Here is an 18,441-nt window from a genome sequence, read left to right on the forward strand (position 1 = left end):
TAAAGGTTTCATCCTATTTTACCTTTTTTGGTCTACCCCCTTGACAATTTGCACTTTTTCTTAACTTGTCACAAATGTCTTAAGGGGGATGCGAGGGGGATCGAGATATGTGCAACTTCACATTAAATTGGTATTACTACCAACATTTTTTTTCGGGTTTGTAGTAAGAACTTCAGTCCTGATATTTTTGAATGGGGAATGAGTGCTTTCAATGCCGAACAACTTACTGCCAAACAAACACTTTCGCTTCGTATTCCGGCAAGTCAATCATAATATTATGATCGCCCGATTCAATATCATAATTACCCGTCCATTCGTGCCAAGTTCCGTTGGCAGGGAAGTGGGGAACGCTGTAACCTGCCAGATAATTTTCCGACATATTCGCCACTACTACAACTCTCGAACCTTCATCGTTCCAGCGAGTGTAAGCAAAAACTTTCGAGTCTGGATCTTCGTGGAAAAATTCAATGTTTTCTGTGTAAAGTGCTTGGTTATTTTTACGCAGGTGAATCAAGCCTTTGTAGTATTCCCACAAACCTTTATTCATCTCATTTCCTAGCAGCGTCCAGTCAATTTTAGATTGCTCAATTGTTTTGCCTTTGTATTCGCCAAATTCTTCGCCCATCCAAATCAGTGGCACGCCAACTGCTGTCATTAACAGCACGGTTCCCAACTTTGCCCGCTTGAAGGCGGCTTCATCCAAAATTCCGCGATCGCCCAATTCGGCAAAAACGCGATCGTGATCGTGATTACTCAAATAATTGACTACATTCGTAGCACCCAAGTAACCTTGCCGCTTGCAGTCGATTACCTCTTTGAGCCGTTCTAAATCAAAATTGTCCCCGCACAGTTGTGGAATTATGGAGTGATAGAAACTGTCGTGCCAGCAGCCGTCCATCGGCCCGTCTAGATTCGTGATGCTGGGCTCGTCGGGAATGTATTCGGCAACGGTATAAAACGGTTTGGGGCCGGCGGCATTTTTGGCTTCTTGAACTACCCAGTGCATAAAATCGTAGTTAGCAATTTGTCGGGCCGCGTCGAAACGAATGCCGTCGAGATGATATTCTTGAATCCAGAAGCGGACTGTATCGCCAGCAAATCTGCGCGCCGGGAAAGTGCCTAAATTTTCGTCGTAGAATTCGTAGTTAAATTCTGGGCCCCAATTGTTGTCGGGATCGCGGGGTTCGTGGTGATACCAATAATCGTGATCGATTTGAGTGAGGGGGCTCGATGATTCCGAGTGGTTGTAAATCCCGTCCATGATGATGCGAATACCGCGCCCGTGACACTCGTCTATCAGGTTTTTGAGTTCTTCTGTGGTTCCGTAGCTGGACTCGGCAGCGAAGAAGTAGCGGGGGTTGTAGCCCCAACTGTAGTCGCCTGGGTATTCTTTGAGGGGCATGAGTTCGATCGCGTTGATGCCGAGTTCGACTAGGTAATCGAGTTTTTCGACGACGTGCTTGTACTTGCCGCGGGCGAGGGGATCGGCTTCGCCACCGGAAAAGTCAGCAACGTGCATTTCATAAATCACTAATTCCCGATCGGCCGGTAGCGGTTTATCGTCGTGTTTCCAAACATAGGTATCGACAATGCGATCGCCATCTTTGATCCGAACAAGGCCGTTTTGAGTAGGATCGTCGATATCAGTCGCGTAGGGATCGACTATATCTACCCACTGATCCGCTTCCAGAAACCAGCTTTTCGACTGAACGCGAAATTTGTATTGATAAACGCCATCCTCCAACTCAACTCGCGTGCGGAAATAACCCTCTTCGTCCTTTTCCATCGGAATCTCTTCCCAATTAGAAAAAGAGCCAATCAAGGCAGCTCCTTTGTTATAGGGAGCAAATAACTTGAATTCAATTGGGGCGGCCATAATACCTCTTTCTAAAATATTTCAGTAGCAGTTGATACTTTTAATTTCGCAACTTTAAGCGAACTCAGCATCGCTCTGCGGATATAATTTTTTTAAGGCTTAAGTATTCCTAAAAGTATGTTATTCTTGCCTCTGCCTGCGCCTTTTCTGAATTGATCTCGCGCAATATTGGCAGTGCGAGCGAAATTTATCTAACTGGGGATCGCTCAACAATAAGTATTAGTAATATGAGTTTTTTTTATCATCTATCTCAAGATAGATTTACTTCTCAAAAGTTTAAATAAAATATCTATACTGGGATAGATGCGGATTTAAACTTTTGCTTTTTTTAATAATAAACAATTAGTCAGTCGGTGTGCACTGCACACCCTAAATCAGTGGTCGTAAGGTGCGCCTAGCGCACCCTACTTTTAACTTGATTTTGCCTGATGATAAGGCTTCATCCAACCAAGCCAGAACGCAGGGCGAGAACGGCAGCCTGAGTGCGGTCATCAGCACACAACTTGTTCAAAATATTGCGGACGTGAGTCTTGACTGTACCGACAGTAATGTAGAGCTTTTCGGCGATTGCAGCATTGCTGTAACCCTGCACGATCAGTTCCAAAACCTCTAATTCCCGTTCCGTTAAAGGGTAAGTCTCAATGATGTGACTAAACTCAGGTTCAGCAGCCTTAATTGTGACTCTTTTGCCCTCAGCCTTCGGTTCTTCCGGTGCAGGTTCCTGAGTGCGAGCTTGTTTCAGGACGATACGGGCGATCGCCGGATCGATCCAAGAATTACCTTCGTGAGTTACTTTTACTACATCTAATAACTGATCGAAGCTAATATCTTTCATGCAGTAAGAATCAGCTCCGGCGGCAAAAGCTGCCAGAACTTCTTCTTCATTATCCTGAAAAGTCAGAATCAAAATTTTTGTATCTGGATCGGACTCCGCTACGGTTTTTTTGAACTTTTGTGTAAGTTCAATGCCATCAAAATCCGGCAGCCCAATGTCTACAATTGCCACGTCAGGTTTTGAAGACTGAAGCAGTTTCAATCCATCTGTAGCGTTAGCTGCATCGCCGACAACTTCTATAGTGTCACGCTGTTGTAAAGCTGTGCGAATGCCAACTCTTGTCAGGTCATGGTCTTCTACCAAAGCAACGCGAATTTTACTCATCTTTCTTCCAATAGCCCGCTAAACTTTTAAAATATCGTCAACTGACTCAGATAAACTGAGTAAATTTGAGAATGTGTCCTGATTTATGGTTTTACAGGCTGCACATCATTTTTAAGCATACTCATGCAGCAGCCAAGAATGCAAGTTAATTTTTAAGTTATTTTGCGGCGATGCCTGCACGAGCCTTCCTCGGGACAGGTAAGCTCTCAATGTTTCAACATTTTAACTGAATTATCTCAGTGTCCGCCCGTTGATAGAGGTAAAGATATCACTACCCAGATAAATTTAAAGTATAAAAAATTTTGATGCACTTGGCTCGTCAAAATCAATAAAGCTAGCAGCACGAGTCTTTAGCCGGTGTTAGGGCTCAAGTCCAATGCTTATTTATATAACCTGTTATGACTCAGTATGACGGCAATAAGTCTTTTGCGTTGGAGTTTTCCGACTCTGAAATCTTAGACAAAGTATCTGAAATAACATCCCCCCAACCGCAAGTTGGCGATTGCAAAACTCAGGACGATCGCCTGTGGTCCGCAATTCCTCACATAGTTTGGAAAACAAATGCCGACGGCTGGGCGACTTATTTCTGTCAGCGCTGGGAGGAGTACACCGGCGTACCAGCAGCAGCAGCTTTGGGTTTCGGCTATCTGGCGCAGGTCCACCCAGAAGACCGTCCTCGTCTTTTGGCGAGATCGCACACTTCTAAGTTCCCGGCGTCAAATTACGAAATTATATTTCGTCTGCGGACGCGAGAGGGCATTTACCGCTGGAACCTGGCCAGAGGAACGCCCGCTAATCTAGACAGTCAGGAAGTTTTGGAGTGGGCGGGAACCTACACCGACATCGACGCCATCCAAAAAACTCCAGCCGCACCCCAAGCAGAACCAGAATTTTTGCCCGATCAAGTGCCCTCGGAAAACAATTTTACAGTAAAAAATTGGTGTGAAGCCCGGACGGTACGGGACGGGGAACACGAGTTGCACGCGATCGATCGATTTACAAATCTGTTGAGCCAGCGCGCGGGTAGCTTGTGCCAGTTGTTGCAAGGCATTGCGGATGCGACTGTAGAGGCGATCACAGGAGCGGAATTTTGCTTAGTTGCTCTCCTGGAGTACGATTGCAGCGGCCTGAAAGTCAGCGCTGTCGGGGGCACGGAAAACTTTGGTGAGGGCACAACCCCGCACGTGCAAAACAAGCTGCTGTGGAAAGCATTTGCGACGGGAGAGTCTGTACTGTTGCGGTCGGAGTCTGGCGACTGCGGGCTGCCGGCGGCGGCCTGTGCTGCGGCGATCGAGTCCGCGCCAAGCGGGCGTTTGGGTGTGTTGGCAATCGGCAACGGCAAAGACAGCAGGGCGATTGACAGGCATACTCAGCAACTGCTGGCGGTGATGGGAAAACAAGCTGCGATCGCGATTAACAACGCGCTGGCGATCGAAAAATTAAAAAAGCAGGAACAGCTTTTAGACTTGCAAAACGAGCTGCTAATTCGCCAGCAGGAAGAACTGGAAAATCAGGCGCGACGCATTCAACAGCAAAAATTGCAACTGCTAGAAGCAGCCAAGTTAAAATCGCAATTTTTGGGCATTATGTCCCACGAATTGCGAACTCCCATGAATTCGATTATCGGCTTTTCCCAATTGCTGCTGCGCCAGCACAAACAACTGCTGAGCGCCCAGCAAACAGAAATGGTGGGGCGCATTTTACATAACGGCAAAAACCTGCTACTGCTAATTAACGATATTCTCGACCTCTCCAAAATCGAGAGTGGCCGCACTGAATTAAAAATTGAAAAATTTAATTTAGCGCATTTAGTAATCGATGTCGCCCTGGAATTCGGAAATCAAGCCACCGATAAGAACGTGGCATTGTCCGTCAGCGTCTGCTTGCAGGATCAGTTGATAGTGAATGACAAGTTGCGCCTGCGGCAAATTTTGGTGAATCTCGTTTCCAACGCCGTTAAATTCACGCATGAGGGGAGCATTTACATTGAGGTGCGGGAATCAAATTGCGATCGGTTAATGATCACTGTTCGGGATACAGGAATCGGCATCTGTGAAAAGGATCTTCCCCACATTTTCGACAAGTTCCACCAAGGCGACCAAAGTACAACTCGCCAATATCCCGGCACTGGTTTAGGACTAGCTATTTGTGCTTCTTTAGTCAAGATGATCGACGGTACAATTACTGCCGAAAGTCAACCCAACAAAGGTTCGATATTTCGGATGGAATTCCCGCGAAAAGTTTACCCTAAAAAACTCACTTGCTGACTGAAGACCTTTTTATATTTCTCAGAAGAGCCGATTTTAACTGCTCATACAAAAACTTTCGTCCCTCTCTAAGACACGAAAGAATAAATATCAGTAAGAGCCAAAAAAGGTTTTACCTAGTAATTATAGCGGTAGGGTGCACCTCGGCGCACCCTACATATAGAGGTTTTGGGTAATTCCTTTATTCTTGAGTCTCTCTCTGCTAGGAGGAGAGTTTGTGTAGGATAGGTTGCAACACCAGACTCTTATCTAAAGACTAGAAGTTTTCCCTACTTCCGCCTGAGTAGCAATTGGTTTAACATCGGTGTAGCCCATATTATTAGCTACGTCGCGCAGCACTGTAATTTGCTGTTCAAACTCAAGACCTTCAATTTGACCCAACACGCCATTGACAGCCTCAGTTGCCTCATATCCTTCGGGGATATCGACAATTGTTTCCCCCATACCAATAGCCCAAGCATACCAAACTACCAACTGATTGTTAGCAGTTAAAGCTCCGTAAGCGTGGGAATAGGGCGTGTCGTCGCGGTTAACAATACCGCGCATTATATTCAGTTGTTGGTCATGGGAAAGCTTGTAAAAATCATCCAGCAACATGGGAGCTAATTCTGGTTCGGCGGCGGCGGGAGCGGCTGGTGTAATTGAATCTCCCATTTTTTCATAAACAAAGTAGAGCAGCGCCAGTTTTTCATCTGTACCCAACCCGTTGATTGTCTGAACGATGTTTTTAGTGTCGTTGGAGAGAGAGTGAGGATTGGTGGCGGCGGGTGAGTTCATAAACAAAATTCCTTAAAAATGCTTCCAGAATATACAAATATCAAGATTTGTAAGTACAAGTCACCATCCCCGAGAGGTAATACGATTTTAGATTTTAGATTTTAGATTTTAGATTAAACAATGGGGAATGGCTTAGTATGTATAGGTTGGGAGCTCATTTAAAGCTGCATTCTTTTCAGAAAGTGGCGTAATGTTAATGCACCACCCTAGAATAAATCATCCTTAAGATAGAAGCCAACGATACATCTGCGGGTAGATGAAAAAGCCTGGGGATAGAAGTAATAATTGATACAGTGAATTGTTAAATAAAACTAGCAAGGAGTCGGCTATGTCTGAAATCAATACAGAACCAAATAACATTGAAAACTTTGACGCTCAGCAGATCACTGAAAGCGCGGAAGCTGGAGAACAAAAGTTGCCGACCGTTAATGTATCAGCAGACTACGAAGCTTCAAAAGAATTCAGCGTTAGTGACATCGATCGCACAGGTGCCGGCGCTCAAGCTGCAGCCGCTGCAACTGCACCTAAATTTCCTATTCCCGCTGCTCAAGATAATATGGCAAAGCCGGCAGATACCAGCGGTAATCCCGCTGATTTTCGTTCGATGGCTCAGGACATTACGCCTGCAGGTACACCGGGCGAAGTTACCGACGATTTGATGCAGAAAGCGATCGATCTTGGTACTCCTGGCAGTTAATTTAGAAATTCTCGATCCTCGATGCAAAACCTCTGTATTGTAGGGTGCTGATTCCCCGCCTTACCCCTATAATTCCCGCGTCAAATCACGTTTTGCATAAGTTCTGAATTGTCAAGTGAGTGCACGATAAGCTGCTATACAGTAGGGACACAACAATGTTGTGTCCTTAAAGGCTGCAATAGGGTAGGGACACAACAAAGTTGTGTCCTTAAAGGTTTAATTTTAAGTCGATCGCCCGACAAATTTTGCCGACAGTGCGATCGCCCAAAATTTCAATTACTAAATCCACGCGCTCGCCCTCCAGTATTGACTTAATAAATAACTCTGGATGCAGCGCTTTCCAGAAATATTCAACAAACCGATTAATTTCAGCTTCTGACATTCCCGGCTTTCCCGCCGCCATCATTTCCCGTTCCGCCTGATTGCGCCACACTTGAGAAAGGCGATAATCTTGGGGATACAAAACCATCAACCGATCTAATCGGTTCCACAGCGGCAAATAGTCGTGCAACTTCGCATTCATATCGCGCGCAAACTGACAGTCGCTTTCTGTGGAAATTGGAAACGGTGCACCCGCCAAAAACTCGTTTAATTTGGCATCAACCACCGGATTCACACCGACAAACCAACCTTCAAAAAGTACAATATCCGCACCGGAAATAATTTCGGGTTGACTTCTATCTCCTGCACCTCCATAGGCTGATTTGTCAAACCTGGGAATTTCTATATTTTTATTAATTAAATCCGGTTTGAGGGCATCTGATTTGGGATTGTCTACTGCTGCTAAGTTGTGAGTTTGAGAACCGCGCAACTTGTCTAAAACTGCGATTCCCAAGTCAATATCGTGAGTGCCGGGGGGGCCGCGCCAAATCAAACGCGGGTCAGCTTTTTGGAGTTGTTGGCGATCGGCATACGTCTTGTAAAGATCGTCTAGAGAAAGGCTGACAGTAGAATATCCCAATTTTCCCAGAATCAGCCTCAAAACTTGGCATAAAGTAGTTTTTCCCGTTCCTTGCACTCCTAAAATTCCTTGAATTAAAGGACGGTTTAAACTTTGTTTTGCAGCCGATAATTGCATGGCCAGCGGCAGCCACAGATTCCACAAAGTTTCGAGGAAAACAGTTGACCTTAGCGGGAAAGTATGCAGTTCGTCAAGAAGAGTAAAGAATAAATCGGTTTTGCAGCGGACAACATCGGCTACATTGTCGGGAGTAATGCCAAAAGCGCGCGTTAGCGAAGCCCTCGAAGAGGATCGCAAATCGTCTGCAAGTTCCCAAAAAGCCAGTTGATCGAAGTCGCGAGCGATCGGGCGATCGCCGGCTTGCCACCGATGTAAAATTTCAACAGGGGTTACAGTCGATCGATCCATATCCTAAAAACTCTCTATGCGGGGGCGGGTTTTGTACAAATACTATCTGCAATTGACAAATATTTGACCCCACTCAAAACGGATACAAGCCCCAACTCCGGTCGTGGAGAGCTCCCAAATTTAGACCCTAGTTCAAAATCCCCAATTCATCTGTGGAATACATCTCAAATCTAAACTCCTTCGACTGAGGGCTGACGCCGAAGTCTAAAATCTCAAATCGACTGACACTAAACTCGGCACTACAGATTCAATTTTTTTAAGCGTAGGTTTATATAAATACTATCTACAACGGACAAATATTTGAGCATTTTTCACGAGCCGAGTTTGAAAGCCTCCACAAATAAATTGTAAGTCAGACCAATTTTCAGAGCATTGAGCATCTCCACCCACAAAGAACGGGCGACAGACCGCGGGCCACCGTAAACCAGCCAGTTCACCAACTCGGTCAACAACACCAACAGCCCGGCCGCGATAATATCCCAATCCGCAGATTGTCCGGCGATCGTCGAAATAGCGGTTCCCAAAAAAGTGCCGAACAGCAGGCTAATTATCAGAAGCGAAATCCGCCGCCAAGGATTGCTCAGCCAGCCTCGGAAGCGATCGCCCAGAACATCAATTAATCTGTTAATTCGGGTATTTTGCATAAAAGTTATACGATTTGAGAGTTGAGATTTGAGATTTGAGATGCGGAATGACTGATGAATATTGGGGTTGGGAGTACGGGCCTATAGTGGTATTCTTTTTTTCAACTGGTATTAAAAGCTATACCGATGAGTCAACAAATGCCTCTCCCGACCAACTGCAAATTCTTACCGGAGTCAGTATGTCGCCATCTAAAATCTCAAATTTAACATCTAAGATGGTATTGAGCGATCGGCGAGCTATAGCCGAGAACGGTCAAGTAATTAAGTGTAACTGTATCTTGTGGCACAGCAGCCCCTGGTTTTACATTAAAAATAGTGAAGACTCATTGCGGGTGCAGTCTATCCTTTAAGCCTAAAATTTATGAATCTTAAAATTTACCAGATCGTAATTGGAGTGTCGATCGTCCTAATTACAGGAATGTTTCTAGGACGTTTTGAAATCACTATCTCCCACGGTTCCAATCAGTCCAGCGATTGGCCCTCACAAGCCACCGCACTCCCCCTAATACCCCCCGTTTCCCCAGTCGCGACAGCTTCTGCAGACACCGCCAGCGAGCCCAAGCCCGACTCAACACCAACCCCCCCACAATCAGAGGAGGAATTGCTTTCCTCAATCCCTGCAAATACTAAAGCCGCCGGCAGTCTGCGCGTCAGCAACCGCAGCGAACACCCAGTGCGAGTGGCCCTGCTGTCGAAACGGCAAGCCAAGGAATCCTACGGCAAACCCGCGCACTGGGATTTTGCGCCCGGAGAAGGTGGCGACAAGGGACTGATGCTATCGCTGCCGGAGGGCAAGTTACAAGTCAAACGGGGAGACATTTTAGTGGTTTTTGCTCAGGATGGTTCTCGCCACTACTGGGGCCCTTACGTCGCCGGGGAGACAGCCTCGCCCGCTTGGAACAGCACAGCCCGAGAATGGCAATTAATTTTGCAGCCGTGAACGCTTAGCTGCAGGTGCCGAGATTTTGGTCAAGAAACCCGGTTGATACGGTTTTATTGAGAACGATGCCACTATGCGAGTTAACCTCACATAGCGGCATCATTATAAAGAACAGGCTTTCCGGCCTGTTCCACAAAGAGTGAATTTTCTTGTGGGGTGGGTAGGAGAGCCCGCCCATGAAAGCCTTGTGGAGAAGGGTGCAACATCTCTATTTAACCGGATTTGATCGAATTGGGAGTTTCGAGAATGCGAATCTTTCGGTAGACTCTCTATGCGAGCTAAAATTTTAAATCTAAAATCGCAGGAAGTTTGGGTGAAGGAAGTTATTAAAAATTTGTCAGAGTTTAGGAATCGCCCGTTAGCGAAGCCCTCGAAGAGGATCGCACCTTTGCTGCTGTCGCTGTTGTGGCTGTTCGCGATCGCCTGGGTAGGTTTCTTGTGGAATCTCGGCAACATCGGTTTAGTTGACGAAACCGAACCGTTGTTTGCCGAAGCCGCCCGTCAAATGACGGTGACAGGGGATTTCATCACTCCTTATTTCAACGGCGAAACCAGGTTTGACAAGCCGCCGCTGATTTACTGGCTGATGGCCGTGGCTTACCGCACTCTGGGCGTTAACGAAGTGGCCGTGCGTCTTCCCTCGGCTTTGTGTGCGATCGGGCTGACTTGCCTCGGATTTTATACCCTACAAAAGTTCACTCACTCGCAGGAAGAACGAAGTTCGACAACGAGCACTGTACGGGATTTAACGGATGTCAGGAAGCAGGAAGAAGTTCGATGGAAGCCGGAAGAAGAAACAGACAATAACAACTCAACACTCAAAACTCGCCGTCTTCCCCTCTTTTTTTCTACTCCTTGGATTGGTGCGGCCCTAATAGCTTTAAATCCCCAAACTATTGCCTGGGGACGGACTGGCGTTTCAGATATGCTATTAGTCGCCTGTATGTGTTCGGCGCTGCTCGCATTTTTCCTCGGTTACACTCTAGAAGAACAGAGAGAACAAGCAGAATTTTCCACTGTTTCCGCTTCCCGATTTCCCAATAAGTGGTATCTGACTTTTTACGTACTAATTGCCTTAGCAATTCTGGCTAAGGGGCCTGTGGGAATTGTCGTGCCAGCGCTGATTGTTGGCAGCTTCGGGCTTTATTTGGGCAATTTTCGGCAACTTTGGCGCGAAATGCGTCCGGTGTCGGGAATCTTGATTATTCTGGCGATCGCCCTGCCTTGGTACATTTTGGTTATTTTAGCCAACGGTCAAACTTATATTGACAGCTTTTTCGGCTATCACAATTTCCAGCGTTTTACTGGAGTAGTCAACAAGCACTCGGCGCCTTGGTATTTTTACTTTTTTGTAGTGCTAGTGGGTTTTGCACCTTGGTCGATTTATTTGCCGGTGGCTATCGCCCGCACCCGTTTTTGGCAGCGCAGTTACTGGCGTCGTCAACCGCGATCGGCTCAGTTGAGTTTATTTGCCTTATTTTGGTTCGGCTGCATTTTTGGCTTTTTTACGATCGCCGTGACCAAATTGCCCAGTTATGTATTGCCTTTAATCCCCGCCGCTGCGATTTTGGTAACGCTGCTGTGGAGCGATATTATTGCAGGCAACGAACCTGAAAACAGGCGCATAAAGTTAGAAAAGAAACCTAATTCTTTACCGCGAGGGCTGTTAGCTACATACATTTTTAATGTCATATTTTTATTAATTGTAGCCGGAGCAACTTTCTACAGCTACAACTGGCTGGGAGATGACCCGGCAATGCCCAATTTTCCCCAAGCAATTCAGCAGTCGGGATTGCTGATTGTCGGCGGTACGATTTGGATAATTACAGCGGTGGCGATCGCACTTTTACTCTGGAAGCGGCAACAGCGCTGGATTTTGGTTGCTAACCTCATCGGGTTAGTAGCATTTATCATCTTTGGTCTTACTCCGGCCTACAAAGTGGTTGATATCAACCGCCAGTTACCTCTGAGACAGTTAGCGCAGGTTGCCGTTCAACAAAAGCTGCCAGGGGAAGAGTTTATTATGGTTGGTTTCTGGAAACCAAGTCTGGTTTTTTATACCCAAGAGCCGGTGACTTACTACCGAGCTGTCACAAAGGCGATCGACTACATTAAGCAATCTAAAAACCCAACTTCTCCCTCTATTTTGTTGCTGGGATATCCAGAGAAATTTGTGCAATTAGGATTGCAGCCCAATCAATATCAATTGTTGGAAAGTCGGGGTGCTTACCAACTCGCTAGGGTTCCGAGACAAGCGTTTCGATAGTGCCTATAGTGTGACTAATACTTGTTAAACAAGGTAGAAAAATGATTACAACTAAGAATCTTCAACTACTTGCCGTCGAAAGGATTCACATAGAAGCTTTCTTACGAAGTAAAAGCGAGCTTGCAGCAATTTTAAATGTCATAGTGCCTAATAGCTGGCCTCTTTTCCCGGAAGCATTTTCCCTCCCTGTTGACGAATCTTCCGAATCCAATCCGCCTCCAACTGACTGGCACAGCTACTTCTTTATTCATCCAAAAAATCAAGTGCTTGTCGGCAATGGAGGTTTCACAGGCTCACCTGATGAGTCGGGGACTATAGAGATAGGTTATGAAATTGCTTCCGAATATTGGAATCGCGGATTTGCAACTGAGGTGGCACAGGGAATGATCGATTATGCTTTCGCTCACGAGGAGGTGAAAGCAGTCATCGCCCACACTTTAGCTGAAAAAAATGCCTCGAATAGCGTGTTGCAAAAAGTAGGAATGAAGTTCATTGCAGAGGTGGACGATCCTGAAGAAGGCAAGATATGGCGATGGCAAATAAGCAGGGATGAATATCATCCGACTTGAACTGTAACGCCGTTTCGTTGTTTAAGCCACTGGTTTTGGCGGTAATTTGAAGGTTCTCTGTTGGAGCATTAAATCTGGCAGATTGAATAAAAGCTATAATTTAGTCACTACCTAAAACCCGAAGTTCGGAGCCTACAATGGTTTCAATTCTCAACAAACCCTCCTCGTTAATCCATGAGATTTGCATTGAAAAAGTGGATGGGTGGAAGTTGTTCAAATTTAGTGAATCGCTGCAACAGCGCATGGAACAATTGTTAGAGAAGAAGAAGGCAGACCAACTAATGGCAGAAGAGGTAGCGGAACTCGACGCCATTGGGGAATTAGATCGCATCTTTACGCACATCAATGCAATGATGGTGGCTGAAGATGTCAATCAGCGAGCCGACGAGACAGGCGGTTCGAGAAATAGCTCGCTATTTATGTGAATAGTGTTCGAGGAACCAGGTGATTTGGGATACAAACTGGCTTGCATCCTTGACCCACGATCCGTGTCAAAGTTAACGTAGAAATTTTTGTGAGACCACTAAAGCAATAACAGTCAGACTATTTTGGTGTGTGGTATGATCTTTTGTAGAGTATTATGCGGTAACTAGAGTTGAGGTTAAAGAGTATGAGTAAGAAGCACATTCAGTTTATATTGATTTTTATAATTGCTATGATTCTCTTTGGATCAGTTTCACCGTTGACCTATGCACAAACTCCTAGTCCTCCGAGTAATACAAACAATATATTTCTAGATAAGACGTTTTTACAGAGCGTGGCAGTAGCAATTCTTTCTGCGGTTCTGGCGTTTCTGGGTGGTTATGCTTTAGCGGGGATAAGTAAAAAGAGTGGAAGTGGCAAGAGATTGTCCTACAGCTTAAATATTGAATCTGGTCTTGTGAATATCGATAAAAATCTTAAAAATAAAGTCAAAGTTTTGTATGAAAATCAAGAAATAGTTAACTTGTCAAATGTGAAGTTTGATCTAGAAAATACTGGAAATTCAGTTGTGAAATCGGAGGAAATAAGATTCGAGTTTTCGGAAGGATCTAGGATAATTGATTTCTACTTTGATCCACAACCTCATCCTGAAATGAAGGTGGAAAAAATAGATGATGCAGGACTTAAAGATTCTGAAAGAAAATGTCGAATAGGGCACATAGAGAGAAATCAAGCATTAGGAGTTCGTTTTGTTGTCAGTAGTGATTCAGAAATTAAATTGACTCCGCATCCGTATAATGAAAATGGTGATGTTGAGTTTAGTTCTAGATCTGCAACTAAAATACTCAATGAAAGAGAGCAAGTTGCAAATTTTTTGAGCTTGTTGATTATGTATTTTGTGATTCCTCCAGTTTTCTCGCTATTCGATCGATTTCCATTTGTTGAAAATATAGTTGGAGTAGTTAGATTAGTTATTTTACTTTCTTTGTTTAGGTTTATAGTACCTTTTTCTCAAGTTATTGCTGAACTTATCTCGATACGGTTGAATAAAGATAGTCAATCTTTAGTATTTACAGAATGCTCTTTTGAAGATAGTACTGTTAATCAAGTACAAAACTAGATAAGCAATTGAGAAATATAGCTCATAATTAAGGGAGTGTCTACAGCCACCCCACATCATCGAGAAAAGCGTATTTAGACAAGTGGAAAATTATGATTCCAATCAATGAAGCCCAAAAGCAGTTGCAGCAGTCGATCGCTCCCATGAGTCAGTCTCTTCAACCGATCGCGATCGCAGGACAGACTAGCAATGCAGTGTTATTATCTGAATCAGACTCCGCATATGTTCAGGAAACACTGTATCTTCTCTCAGTGCCGGGGATGCGGGAATCAATTCGGGAAGGAATGGCAACGCCGATCGAGGATTGCGATCGCTCTTTGGACTGGTGAGGAGAGCCGACCATACGTGCAATAATCAGCCATATTCTCTGGTACGCGATCGCCTGGACATATGGATGCGCTAATCGGCAAAACTTTACAGGGTGGAAAGTACACCCTCGAACAAGAATTGGGACGCGGCGGCTTTGGAATAACCTTCAGGGCAAATCACCGCTATTTAGGACAGCCTGTAGTCATTAAAACCCTCAACGAATCTCTGCGGCAGCAACCCAATTTTGCTGAGTTCGATCGCAAGTTTCAAGACGAAGCGAGGCGGTTAGCTTCCTGCGTTCATCCGAATATTGTCCGCGTCAGCGATTTCTTTGTGGAAGACGGGCAGCCTTACATGGTGATGGACTACATAGCCGGTCAGAATTTGGGCGATGTAGTCGGTTCAAATAATCCGTTGCCAGAAAATCTCGCAATTCTCTACATCACTCAAATTGGCTCTGCTTTAAAAGTTGTTCATCAAAAGGGTTTGCTGCACCGAGATGTCAAGCCGCAAAACATTCTTTTGCGCCAAGGTACTCAGGAAGTCGTGCTGATTGACTTTGGCATTGCCCGCGAGTTTACTCCCGGTGCAACCCAAAGTCACACTAATATGGTGTCCGACGGCTACGCGCCGCCAGAACAGTATTTTGCTCAAGGAAAATATACGCCCGCCACAGATGTTTACGGTATGGCGGCGACGCTTTATACTCTGCTGACAGCACAGGTGCCGGTGGCTGCAATTTTACGCACCAGCCAACCGATGCCATCACCCCGCGACTTGCGGCCTGAGCTAAGTGCGGCTGTCAGCTCTGCGGTGATGCGGGGGATGACGGTAGAAGCTCAAAATCGCCCTGCTACCGTGGATGAGTGGCTGTCGCTGCTGCACGGGCAGCCTCCTGGTGCAGCGTCGCCGAGCACCGGGCCGACGGTGGCGGTGATTCCGGGACACGGGCCTCAGTCGCCTGCGGGTTCCAGAACAGCGCCTGCTGTGGTGTCTTCTGGAGACAGCAACCGCAAGGTTTGGTGGATTTTGGGGTTCGTGGCGATCGCACTTATGGTGGCAGGTTTGGTCGGGATTGCGAGGGTTTTCCTCAACCGGCCGTCTTCAGAACCCGCACCGGTGGCCCAGGACGATCGCACTTCGGCCCCTGCTGATCCAGACGCGCGCTCAAGCCCCGCACCAATTCCCGCGCCGACATCAACGCCAGCCCCGACTCGCAGAGAAACTCCGCCGGCTGCTGAAACACCAGCGCCGGATGCTGAAACACCAGCGCCTGCTGTTGAAACACCAGCGCCCGCTGCTGAAACTCCAACACCCGCCCCAGCGCCAACACCAGCGCCTTCTCCCGAGGCTGTCGAACCTACACCAACAGAAAAACTTGTTGACAAAGAGCTGCCGCCAGATCGATCGCCCGCACCCAGCGAACAACCGGGAACCAGTTATCAGAAGACTCCCACAATCCCTGGGTATGCCGTTGGTACGGCGGAAAGTCAGATTTTATCCGAATTGGGAGAACCGACTGACTCTCAAGCGCGGGGCTATTGGCCGAATACTCGCACGGCACTTTACGAAATATTGCCCAATCGGATTACTCTCGGCTACATTTACGATCGCGATTCGGGCGAGCTAGTACAAACAGAGGGTTCTTTTGCCCAGTCGGTGGACGATTTGGTGGTGCGAACCGCCTTAAACGGGATGGTGGGCGGCGCCAGCCAGGAGATTTTGCAAGGCTTGGGCGACGTGCAGCAGCGCCGGAGCAATCGGTTTACGTTTAGGAAGGGTTCGCTCGAAGGGATGATCGAACGCAACGAGCGCGATCGGATTTACATCGGCGTCTGGGACGACAACTTGCATTAAACTTGGCAGGGCTGACATTTTGCACCCTTGTCAATAAACCTGGGCGGGTTCTGGGGCCCACCCCACAGGAAAACTCAACTCTTGTGGAACAGGCCGGAAAGCCTGTTCAAGAAAATGGTGCAAGATGTAAATATTCCCGACTCAGCTTTGTGCCAAAATCCAAAATCCAAAATCTAAAATCGGTTGACTTGACGCAACACGAAATATTGTCTATCATAAAAGAACACACGAGGGGCTGTAATGGTTTCGACAGGGTGGCGAAAGCTGCTCCGTGATGCAGGTCGAGAGGGAGTCTACTCTCGTTAATATCGGCTCAAAAAAAATAGTAAATGCGAACAACATCGTTCCTTTCGCTCGCAAAGCCGTAGCTGTAGCCTAAAAACTTCTTGAGCTCGGTTTAGAGTGTATGCCACCTCACTCCGTTAAAGGTAGCATAACAACCCCCAACGGATGCCCTAGCTAAACGTTTCTAGTCGGCTAGCTAGGAAAGCAATCACTAGAAAATCCCCCCATTTGGGATAAAGATGGTTCCCGCCCCGAGGATTAGAGGGGATAAACCTGTGAACGATCGGAAGGTAAATACCCGCTTTGGACGGCAGTTCGATTCTGCCCAGTTCCATAAAACAAGTGACGTAAAATCAATGGTTTAAGCCATTTGAAAGCCACTTTACAGCATTAAAAGGGCTCAGAGTTAACTCTGGGCCCTTTTGTTTGGCATTCAATCTAAAACCTAAAATCTAAAATCGATCAGCTCGATCGGCTAAGTAAAAATACATAAATTACCCATCCATTAGCTACGCTGCAGGCTCATATAATTAGAACTTCACCCTGTCTGTGCGTTCTTGGAGCCTGTCGGGCGATATACTATTAGGCGGTAAAGCATTAAAAATCTTTACAAAGACCCCGATTTCTAAGCCTACTCCTACGAAGGACGGGTGAAAAATTATATGCTGATCGCTCAAAAGCTGGACAAATGAACCCAGGAATTGACTTACAAGGAAGTTTCGTAGAAGCCCTCATGAATTTGGGCTTACCGGCGGACATCGCCCAAGTGCTTTGGCTACCGCTGCCAATGTTGCTGATGATTGTCGCTGCCGTCTTCGGGGTACTCACTAGCGTCTGGCTGGAACGGAAAATTTCCGCCGCCGCTCAACAGCGGGTAGGCCCGGAATTCATCGGCCCTCTGGGAGTTTTAGCACCCGTTGCTGACGGTCTGAAGTTGGTATTCAAAGAAGACATTGTACCGGCGAAAGCTGACGCGCTGCTATTTACCCTAGGCCCGGTAATTGTGGTGATTCCAGTTTTTCTCTCCTACTTAATCGTGCCCTTCGGAGAGCATATGCTGATCGCCGATATGGGGACAGCGATATTTCTGTGGATTGCTCTTTCTAGCATTCAGCCGATCGGCTTGCTGATGTCCGGCTATGCTTCAAACAACAAATACGCCCTCCTCGGAGGACTCAGAGCCGCCGCTCAATCCCTCAGCTACGAAATTCCCCTAGCTTTGGCAGTATTGGCAGTCGTGATGATGTCCAATAGCCTCAGTACGATCGACATCGTACACCAGCAAGCCGGCTACGGCATTGTCGGCTGGAATATCTGGCGGCAACCCGCAGGTTTCCTGATTTTCTGGATTGCAGCACTAGCAGAATGCGAACGCTTGCCCTTTGACCTCCCGGAAGCAGAAGAAGAATTGGTAGCAGGATATCAGACTGAGTACACAGGCATGAAATTTGCTTTGTACTATATCGCTTCCTACGTTAACCTCGTCCTTTCTTGCCTGCTAGTAGCAGTTTTGTACCTCGGCGGTTGGGAATGCCCGATTCCTGTCGAAGTGCTGACAAATGCCCTGGGATTGAGCGAAACGACTCCTTGGTTGCAGGTAATTACCGGCTTGCTGGGCATTACAATGACGATGCTGAAAGCCTACTTTTTCCTGTTTCTGGCAGTTCTGCTCCGCTGGACTCTGCCGCGAGTTCGGATCGACCAATTGCTAGATTTGGGATGGAAGTTTTTACTTCCCGTTGCTCTAGTTAATTTGCTATTGACCGCAGCTTTGAAACTTGCCTTTCCCTTTGCTTTTGGCGGTTAATTAATAATAGGTAAAGGGCAACAGCTAAACAAAAATAGCTGTTAACCAATTACCTATTATTAATTATCAATCACCA

At 46.5% G+C, this 18,441-nt stretch carries 16 protein-coding genes and 1 other RNA gene; 12 read left to right on the top strand and 5 right to left on the bottom strand.

What is annotated here, in order from left to right; genetic code table 11:
• Window positions 1-223 precede the first annotated feature (223 nt).
• Window positions 224-1,876 carry an alpha-amylase family glycosyl hydrolase gene (locus QUA77_RS18390; protein ID WP_333451635.1) on the bottom strand — a complete coding sequence of 551 codons (1,653 nt, stop codon included), beginning with the start codon at window positions 1,874-1,876 and terminating at the stop codon, window positions 224-226.
• 439 nt (window positions 1,877-2,315) lie between these two features.
• A complete protein-coding gene (locus QUA77_RS18395; RefSeq protein WP_333451637.1) occupies window positions 2,316-3,035 on the bottom strand; it encodes a response regulator transcription factor in 720 nt (239 codons plus the stop codon).
• Between the two features lie 398 nt (window positions 3,036-3,433).
• On the opposite strand from QUA77_RS18395, the gene QUA77_RS18400 reads away from it, so the two are divergent.
• Window positions 3,434-5,302: a PAS domain-containing sensor histidine kinase gene (locus QUA77_RS18400; RefSeq protein ID WP_333451639.1), complete on the top strand. Its 1,869-nt coding sequence runs from the start codon at window positions 3,434-3,436 to the stop codon at window positions 5,300-5,302.
• A gap of 249 nt (window positions 5,303-5,551) precedes the next feature.
• Here the strand turns inward: QUA77_RS18400 and QUA77_RS18405 are convergent, their stop codons facing one another.
• On the bottom strand, window positions 5,552-6,079 hold the full coding sequence (locus QUA77_RS18405) for an orange carotenoid protein N-terminal domain-containing protein (protein ID WP_333042028.1): 528 nt from the start codon (window positions 6,077-6,079) through the stop codon (window positions 5,552-5,554).
• A gap of 328 nt (window positions 6,080-6,407) precedes the next feature.
• Here QUA77_RS18405 and QUA77_RS18410 point away from each other — a divergent pair, with 328 nt between their 5' ends.
• Window positions 6,408-6,776, top strand: coding sequence for a hypothetical protein (locus QUA77_RS18410; protein ID WP_333451641.1), 369 nt, complete (start codon window positions 6,408-6,410; stop codon window positions 6,774-6,776).
• Window positions 6,777-6,984: 208 nt separating this feature from the next.
• Here QUA77_RS18410 and QUA77_RS18415 read toward each other — a convergent pair whose 3' ends face one another.
• Complete coding sequence (locus QUA77_RS18415) at window positions 6,985-8,145, bottom strand: glycerate kinase (protein WP_333451643.1); 1,161 nt, start codon at window positions 8,143-8,145, stop codon at window positions 6,985-6,987.
• 311 nt (window positions 8,146-8,456) lie between these two features.
• A complete protein-coding gene (locus QUA77_RS18420) occupies window positions 8,457-8,789 on the bottom strand; it encodes a DUF565 domain-containing protein (protein WP_333451645.1) in 333 nt (110 codons plus the stop codon).
• A gap of 47 nt (window positions 8,790-8,836) precedes the next feature.
• On the opposite strand from QUA77_RS18420, the gene QUA77_RS18425 reads away from it, so the two are divergent.
• The 10 genes from QUA77_RS18425 (at window position 8,837) to nuoH (ending at window position 18,365) form a co-directional block, all read left to right on the top strand.
• Window positions 8,837-9,139, top strand: a complete 303-nt coding sequence (locus QUA77_RS18425) for a hypothetical protein (protein ID WP_333451647.1) — start codon at window positions 8,837-8,839, stop codon at window positions 9,137-9,139.
• A gap of 11 nt (window positions 9,140-9,150) precedes the next feature.
• Window positions 9,151-9,729 carry a hypothetical protein gene (locus tag QUA77_RS18430; RefSeq protein WP_333451649.1) on the top strand — a complete coding sequence of 193 codons (579 nt, stop codon included), beginning with the start codon at window positions 9,151-9,153 and terminating at the stop codon, window positions 9,727-9,729.
• Between the two features lie 271 nt (window positions 9,730-10,000).
• Entirely contained in the window at window positions 10,001-11,995 is a 1,995-nt protein-coding gene (locus QUA77_RS18435) for a glycosyltransferase family 39 protein (protein WP_333451650.1), read from the top strand.
• A 41-nt stretch (window positions 11,996-12,036) separates the two neighbouring features.
• Window positions 12,037-12,564, top strand: a complete 528-nt coding sequence (locus QUA77_RS18440; protein ID WP_333451653.1) for a GNAT family N-acetyltransferase — start codon at window positions 12,037-12,039, stop codon at window positions 12,562-12,564.
• A 137-nt stretch (window positions 12,565-12,701) separates the two neighbouring features.
• The gene (locus tag QUA77_RS18445) at window positions 12,702-12,989 is read left to right on the top strand and encodes a hypothetical protein (RefSeq protein ID WP_333451655.1); all 288 of its coding nucleotides are present in this window, start codon (window positions 12,702-12,704) and stop codon (window positions 12,987-12,989) included.
• A gap of 185 nt (window positions 12,990-13,174) precedes the next feature.
• Window positions 13,175-14,107 carry a hypothetical protein gene (locus QUA77_RS18450; RefSeq protein ID WP_333451657.1) on the top strand — a complete coding sequence of 311 codons (933 nt, stop codon included), beginning with the start codon at window positions 13,175-13,177 and terminating at the stop codon, window positions 14,105-14,107.
• A gap of 92 nt (window positions 14,108-14,199) precedes the next feature.
• Window positions 14,200-14,436 (top strand): type II toxin-antitoxin system Phd/YefM family antitoxin, encoded by a 237-nt coding sequence (locus tag QUA77_RS18455; protein WP_333451660.1) that lies wholly within the window; start codon window positions 14,200-14,202, stop codon window positions 14,434-14,436.
• Between the two features lie 61 nt (window positions 14,437-14,497).
• Window positions 14,498-16,273 (top strand): protein kinase domain-containing protein, encoded by a 1,776-nt coding sequence (locus QUA77_RS18460; protein ID WP_333451662.1) that lies wholly within the window; start codon window positions 14,498-14,500, stop codon window positions 16,271-16,273.
• A 231-nt stretch (window positions 16,274-16,504) separates the two neighbouring features.
• Window positions 16,505-16,895: a transfer-messenger RNA gene (ssrA, locus tag QUA77_RS18465) on the top strand.
• Between the two features lie 351 nt (window positions 16,896-17,246).
• Window positions 17,247-18,365, top strand: coding sequence for an NADH-quinone oxidoreductase subunit NuoH (gene nuoH, locus QUA77_RS18470; RefSeq protein WP_333075256.1), 1,119 nt, complete (start codon window positions 17,247-17,249; stop codon window positions 18,363-18,365).
• The last annotated feature ends 76 nt before the right edge of the window (window positions 18,366-18,441 follow it).

It is taken from the genome of Microcoleus sp. K5-D4, from assembly GCF_036704575.1.
In the GTDB taxonomy this organism is placed as follows: Bacteria; Cyanobacteriota; Cyanobacteriia; order Cyanobacteriales; family Microcoleaceae; genus Microcoleus.

Bases quoted from the DNA above. Each gene is read 5' to 3' on its own strand.
- QUA77_RS18425 (WP_333451647.1), top strand. From the start codon at position 8,837: ATGACTGATGAATATTGGGGTTGGGAGTACGGGCCTATAGTGGTATTC.
- QUA77_RS18430 (WP_333451649.1), top strand. From the start codon at position 9,151: ATGAATCTTAAAATTTACCAGATCGTAATTGGAGTGTCGATCGTCCTA.
- QUA77_RS18415 (WP_333451643.1), bottom strand. From the start codon at position 8,145: ATGGATCGATCGACTGTAACCCCTGTTGAAATTTTACATCGGTGGCAA.
- QUA77_RS18450 (WP_333451657.1), top strand. From the start codon at position 13,175: ATGAGTAAGAAGCACATTCAGTTTATATTGATTTTTATAATTGCTATG.
- QUA77_RS18455 (WP_333451660.1), top strand. From the start codon at position 14,200: ATGATTCCAATCAATGAAGCCCAAAAGCAGTTGCAGCAGTCGATCGCT.
- nuoH (WP_333075256.1), top strand. From the start codon at position 17,247: ATGAACCCAGGAATTGACTTACAAGGAAGTTTCGTAGAAGCCCTCATG.
- QUA77_RS18390 (WP_333451635.1), bottom strand. From the start codon at position 1,876: ATGGCCGCCCCAATTGAATTCAAGTTATTTGCTCCCTATAACAAAGGA.
- QUA77_RS18395 (WP_333451637.1), bottom strand. From the start codon at position 3,035: ATGAGTAAAATTCGCGTTGCTTTGGTAGAAGACCATGACCTGACAAGA.
- QUA77_RS18410 (WP_333451641.1), top strand. From the start codon at position 6,408: ATGTCTGAAATCAATACAGAACCAAATAACATTGAAAACTTTGACGCT.
- QUA77_RS18400 (WP_333451639.1), top strand. From the start codon at position 3,434: ATGACTCAGTATGACGGCAATAAGTCTTTTGCGTTGGAGTTTTCCGAC.
- QUA77_RS18460 (WP_333451662.1), top strand. From the start codon at position 14,498: ATGGATGCGCTAATCGGCAAAACTTTACAGGGTGGAAAGTACACCCTC.
- QUA77_RS18405 (WP_333042028.1), bottom strand. From the start codon at position 6,079: ATGAACTCACCCGCCGCCACCAATCCTCACTCTCTCTCCAACGACACT.
- QUA77_RS18420 (WP_333451645.1), bottom strand. From the start codon at position 8,789: ATGCAAAATACCCGAATTAACAGATTAATTGATGTTCTGGGCGATCGC.
- QUA77_RS18445 (WP_333451655.1), top strand. From the start codon at position 12,702: ATGGTTTCAATTCTCAACAAACCCTCCTCGTTAATCCATGAGATTTGC.
- QUA77_RS18440 (WP_333451653.1), top strand. From the start codon at position 12,037: ATGATTACAACTAAGAATCTTCAACTACTTGCCGTCGAAAGGATTCAC.
- QUA77_RS18435 (WP_333451650.1), top strand. From the start codon at position 10,001: ATGCGAGCTAAAATTTTAAATCTAAAATCGCAGGAAGTTTGGGTGAAG.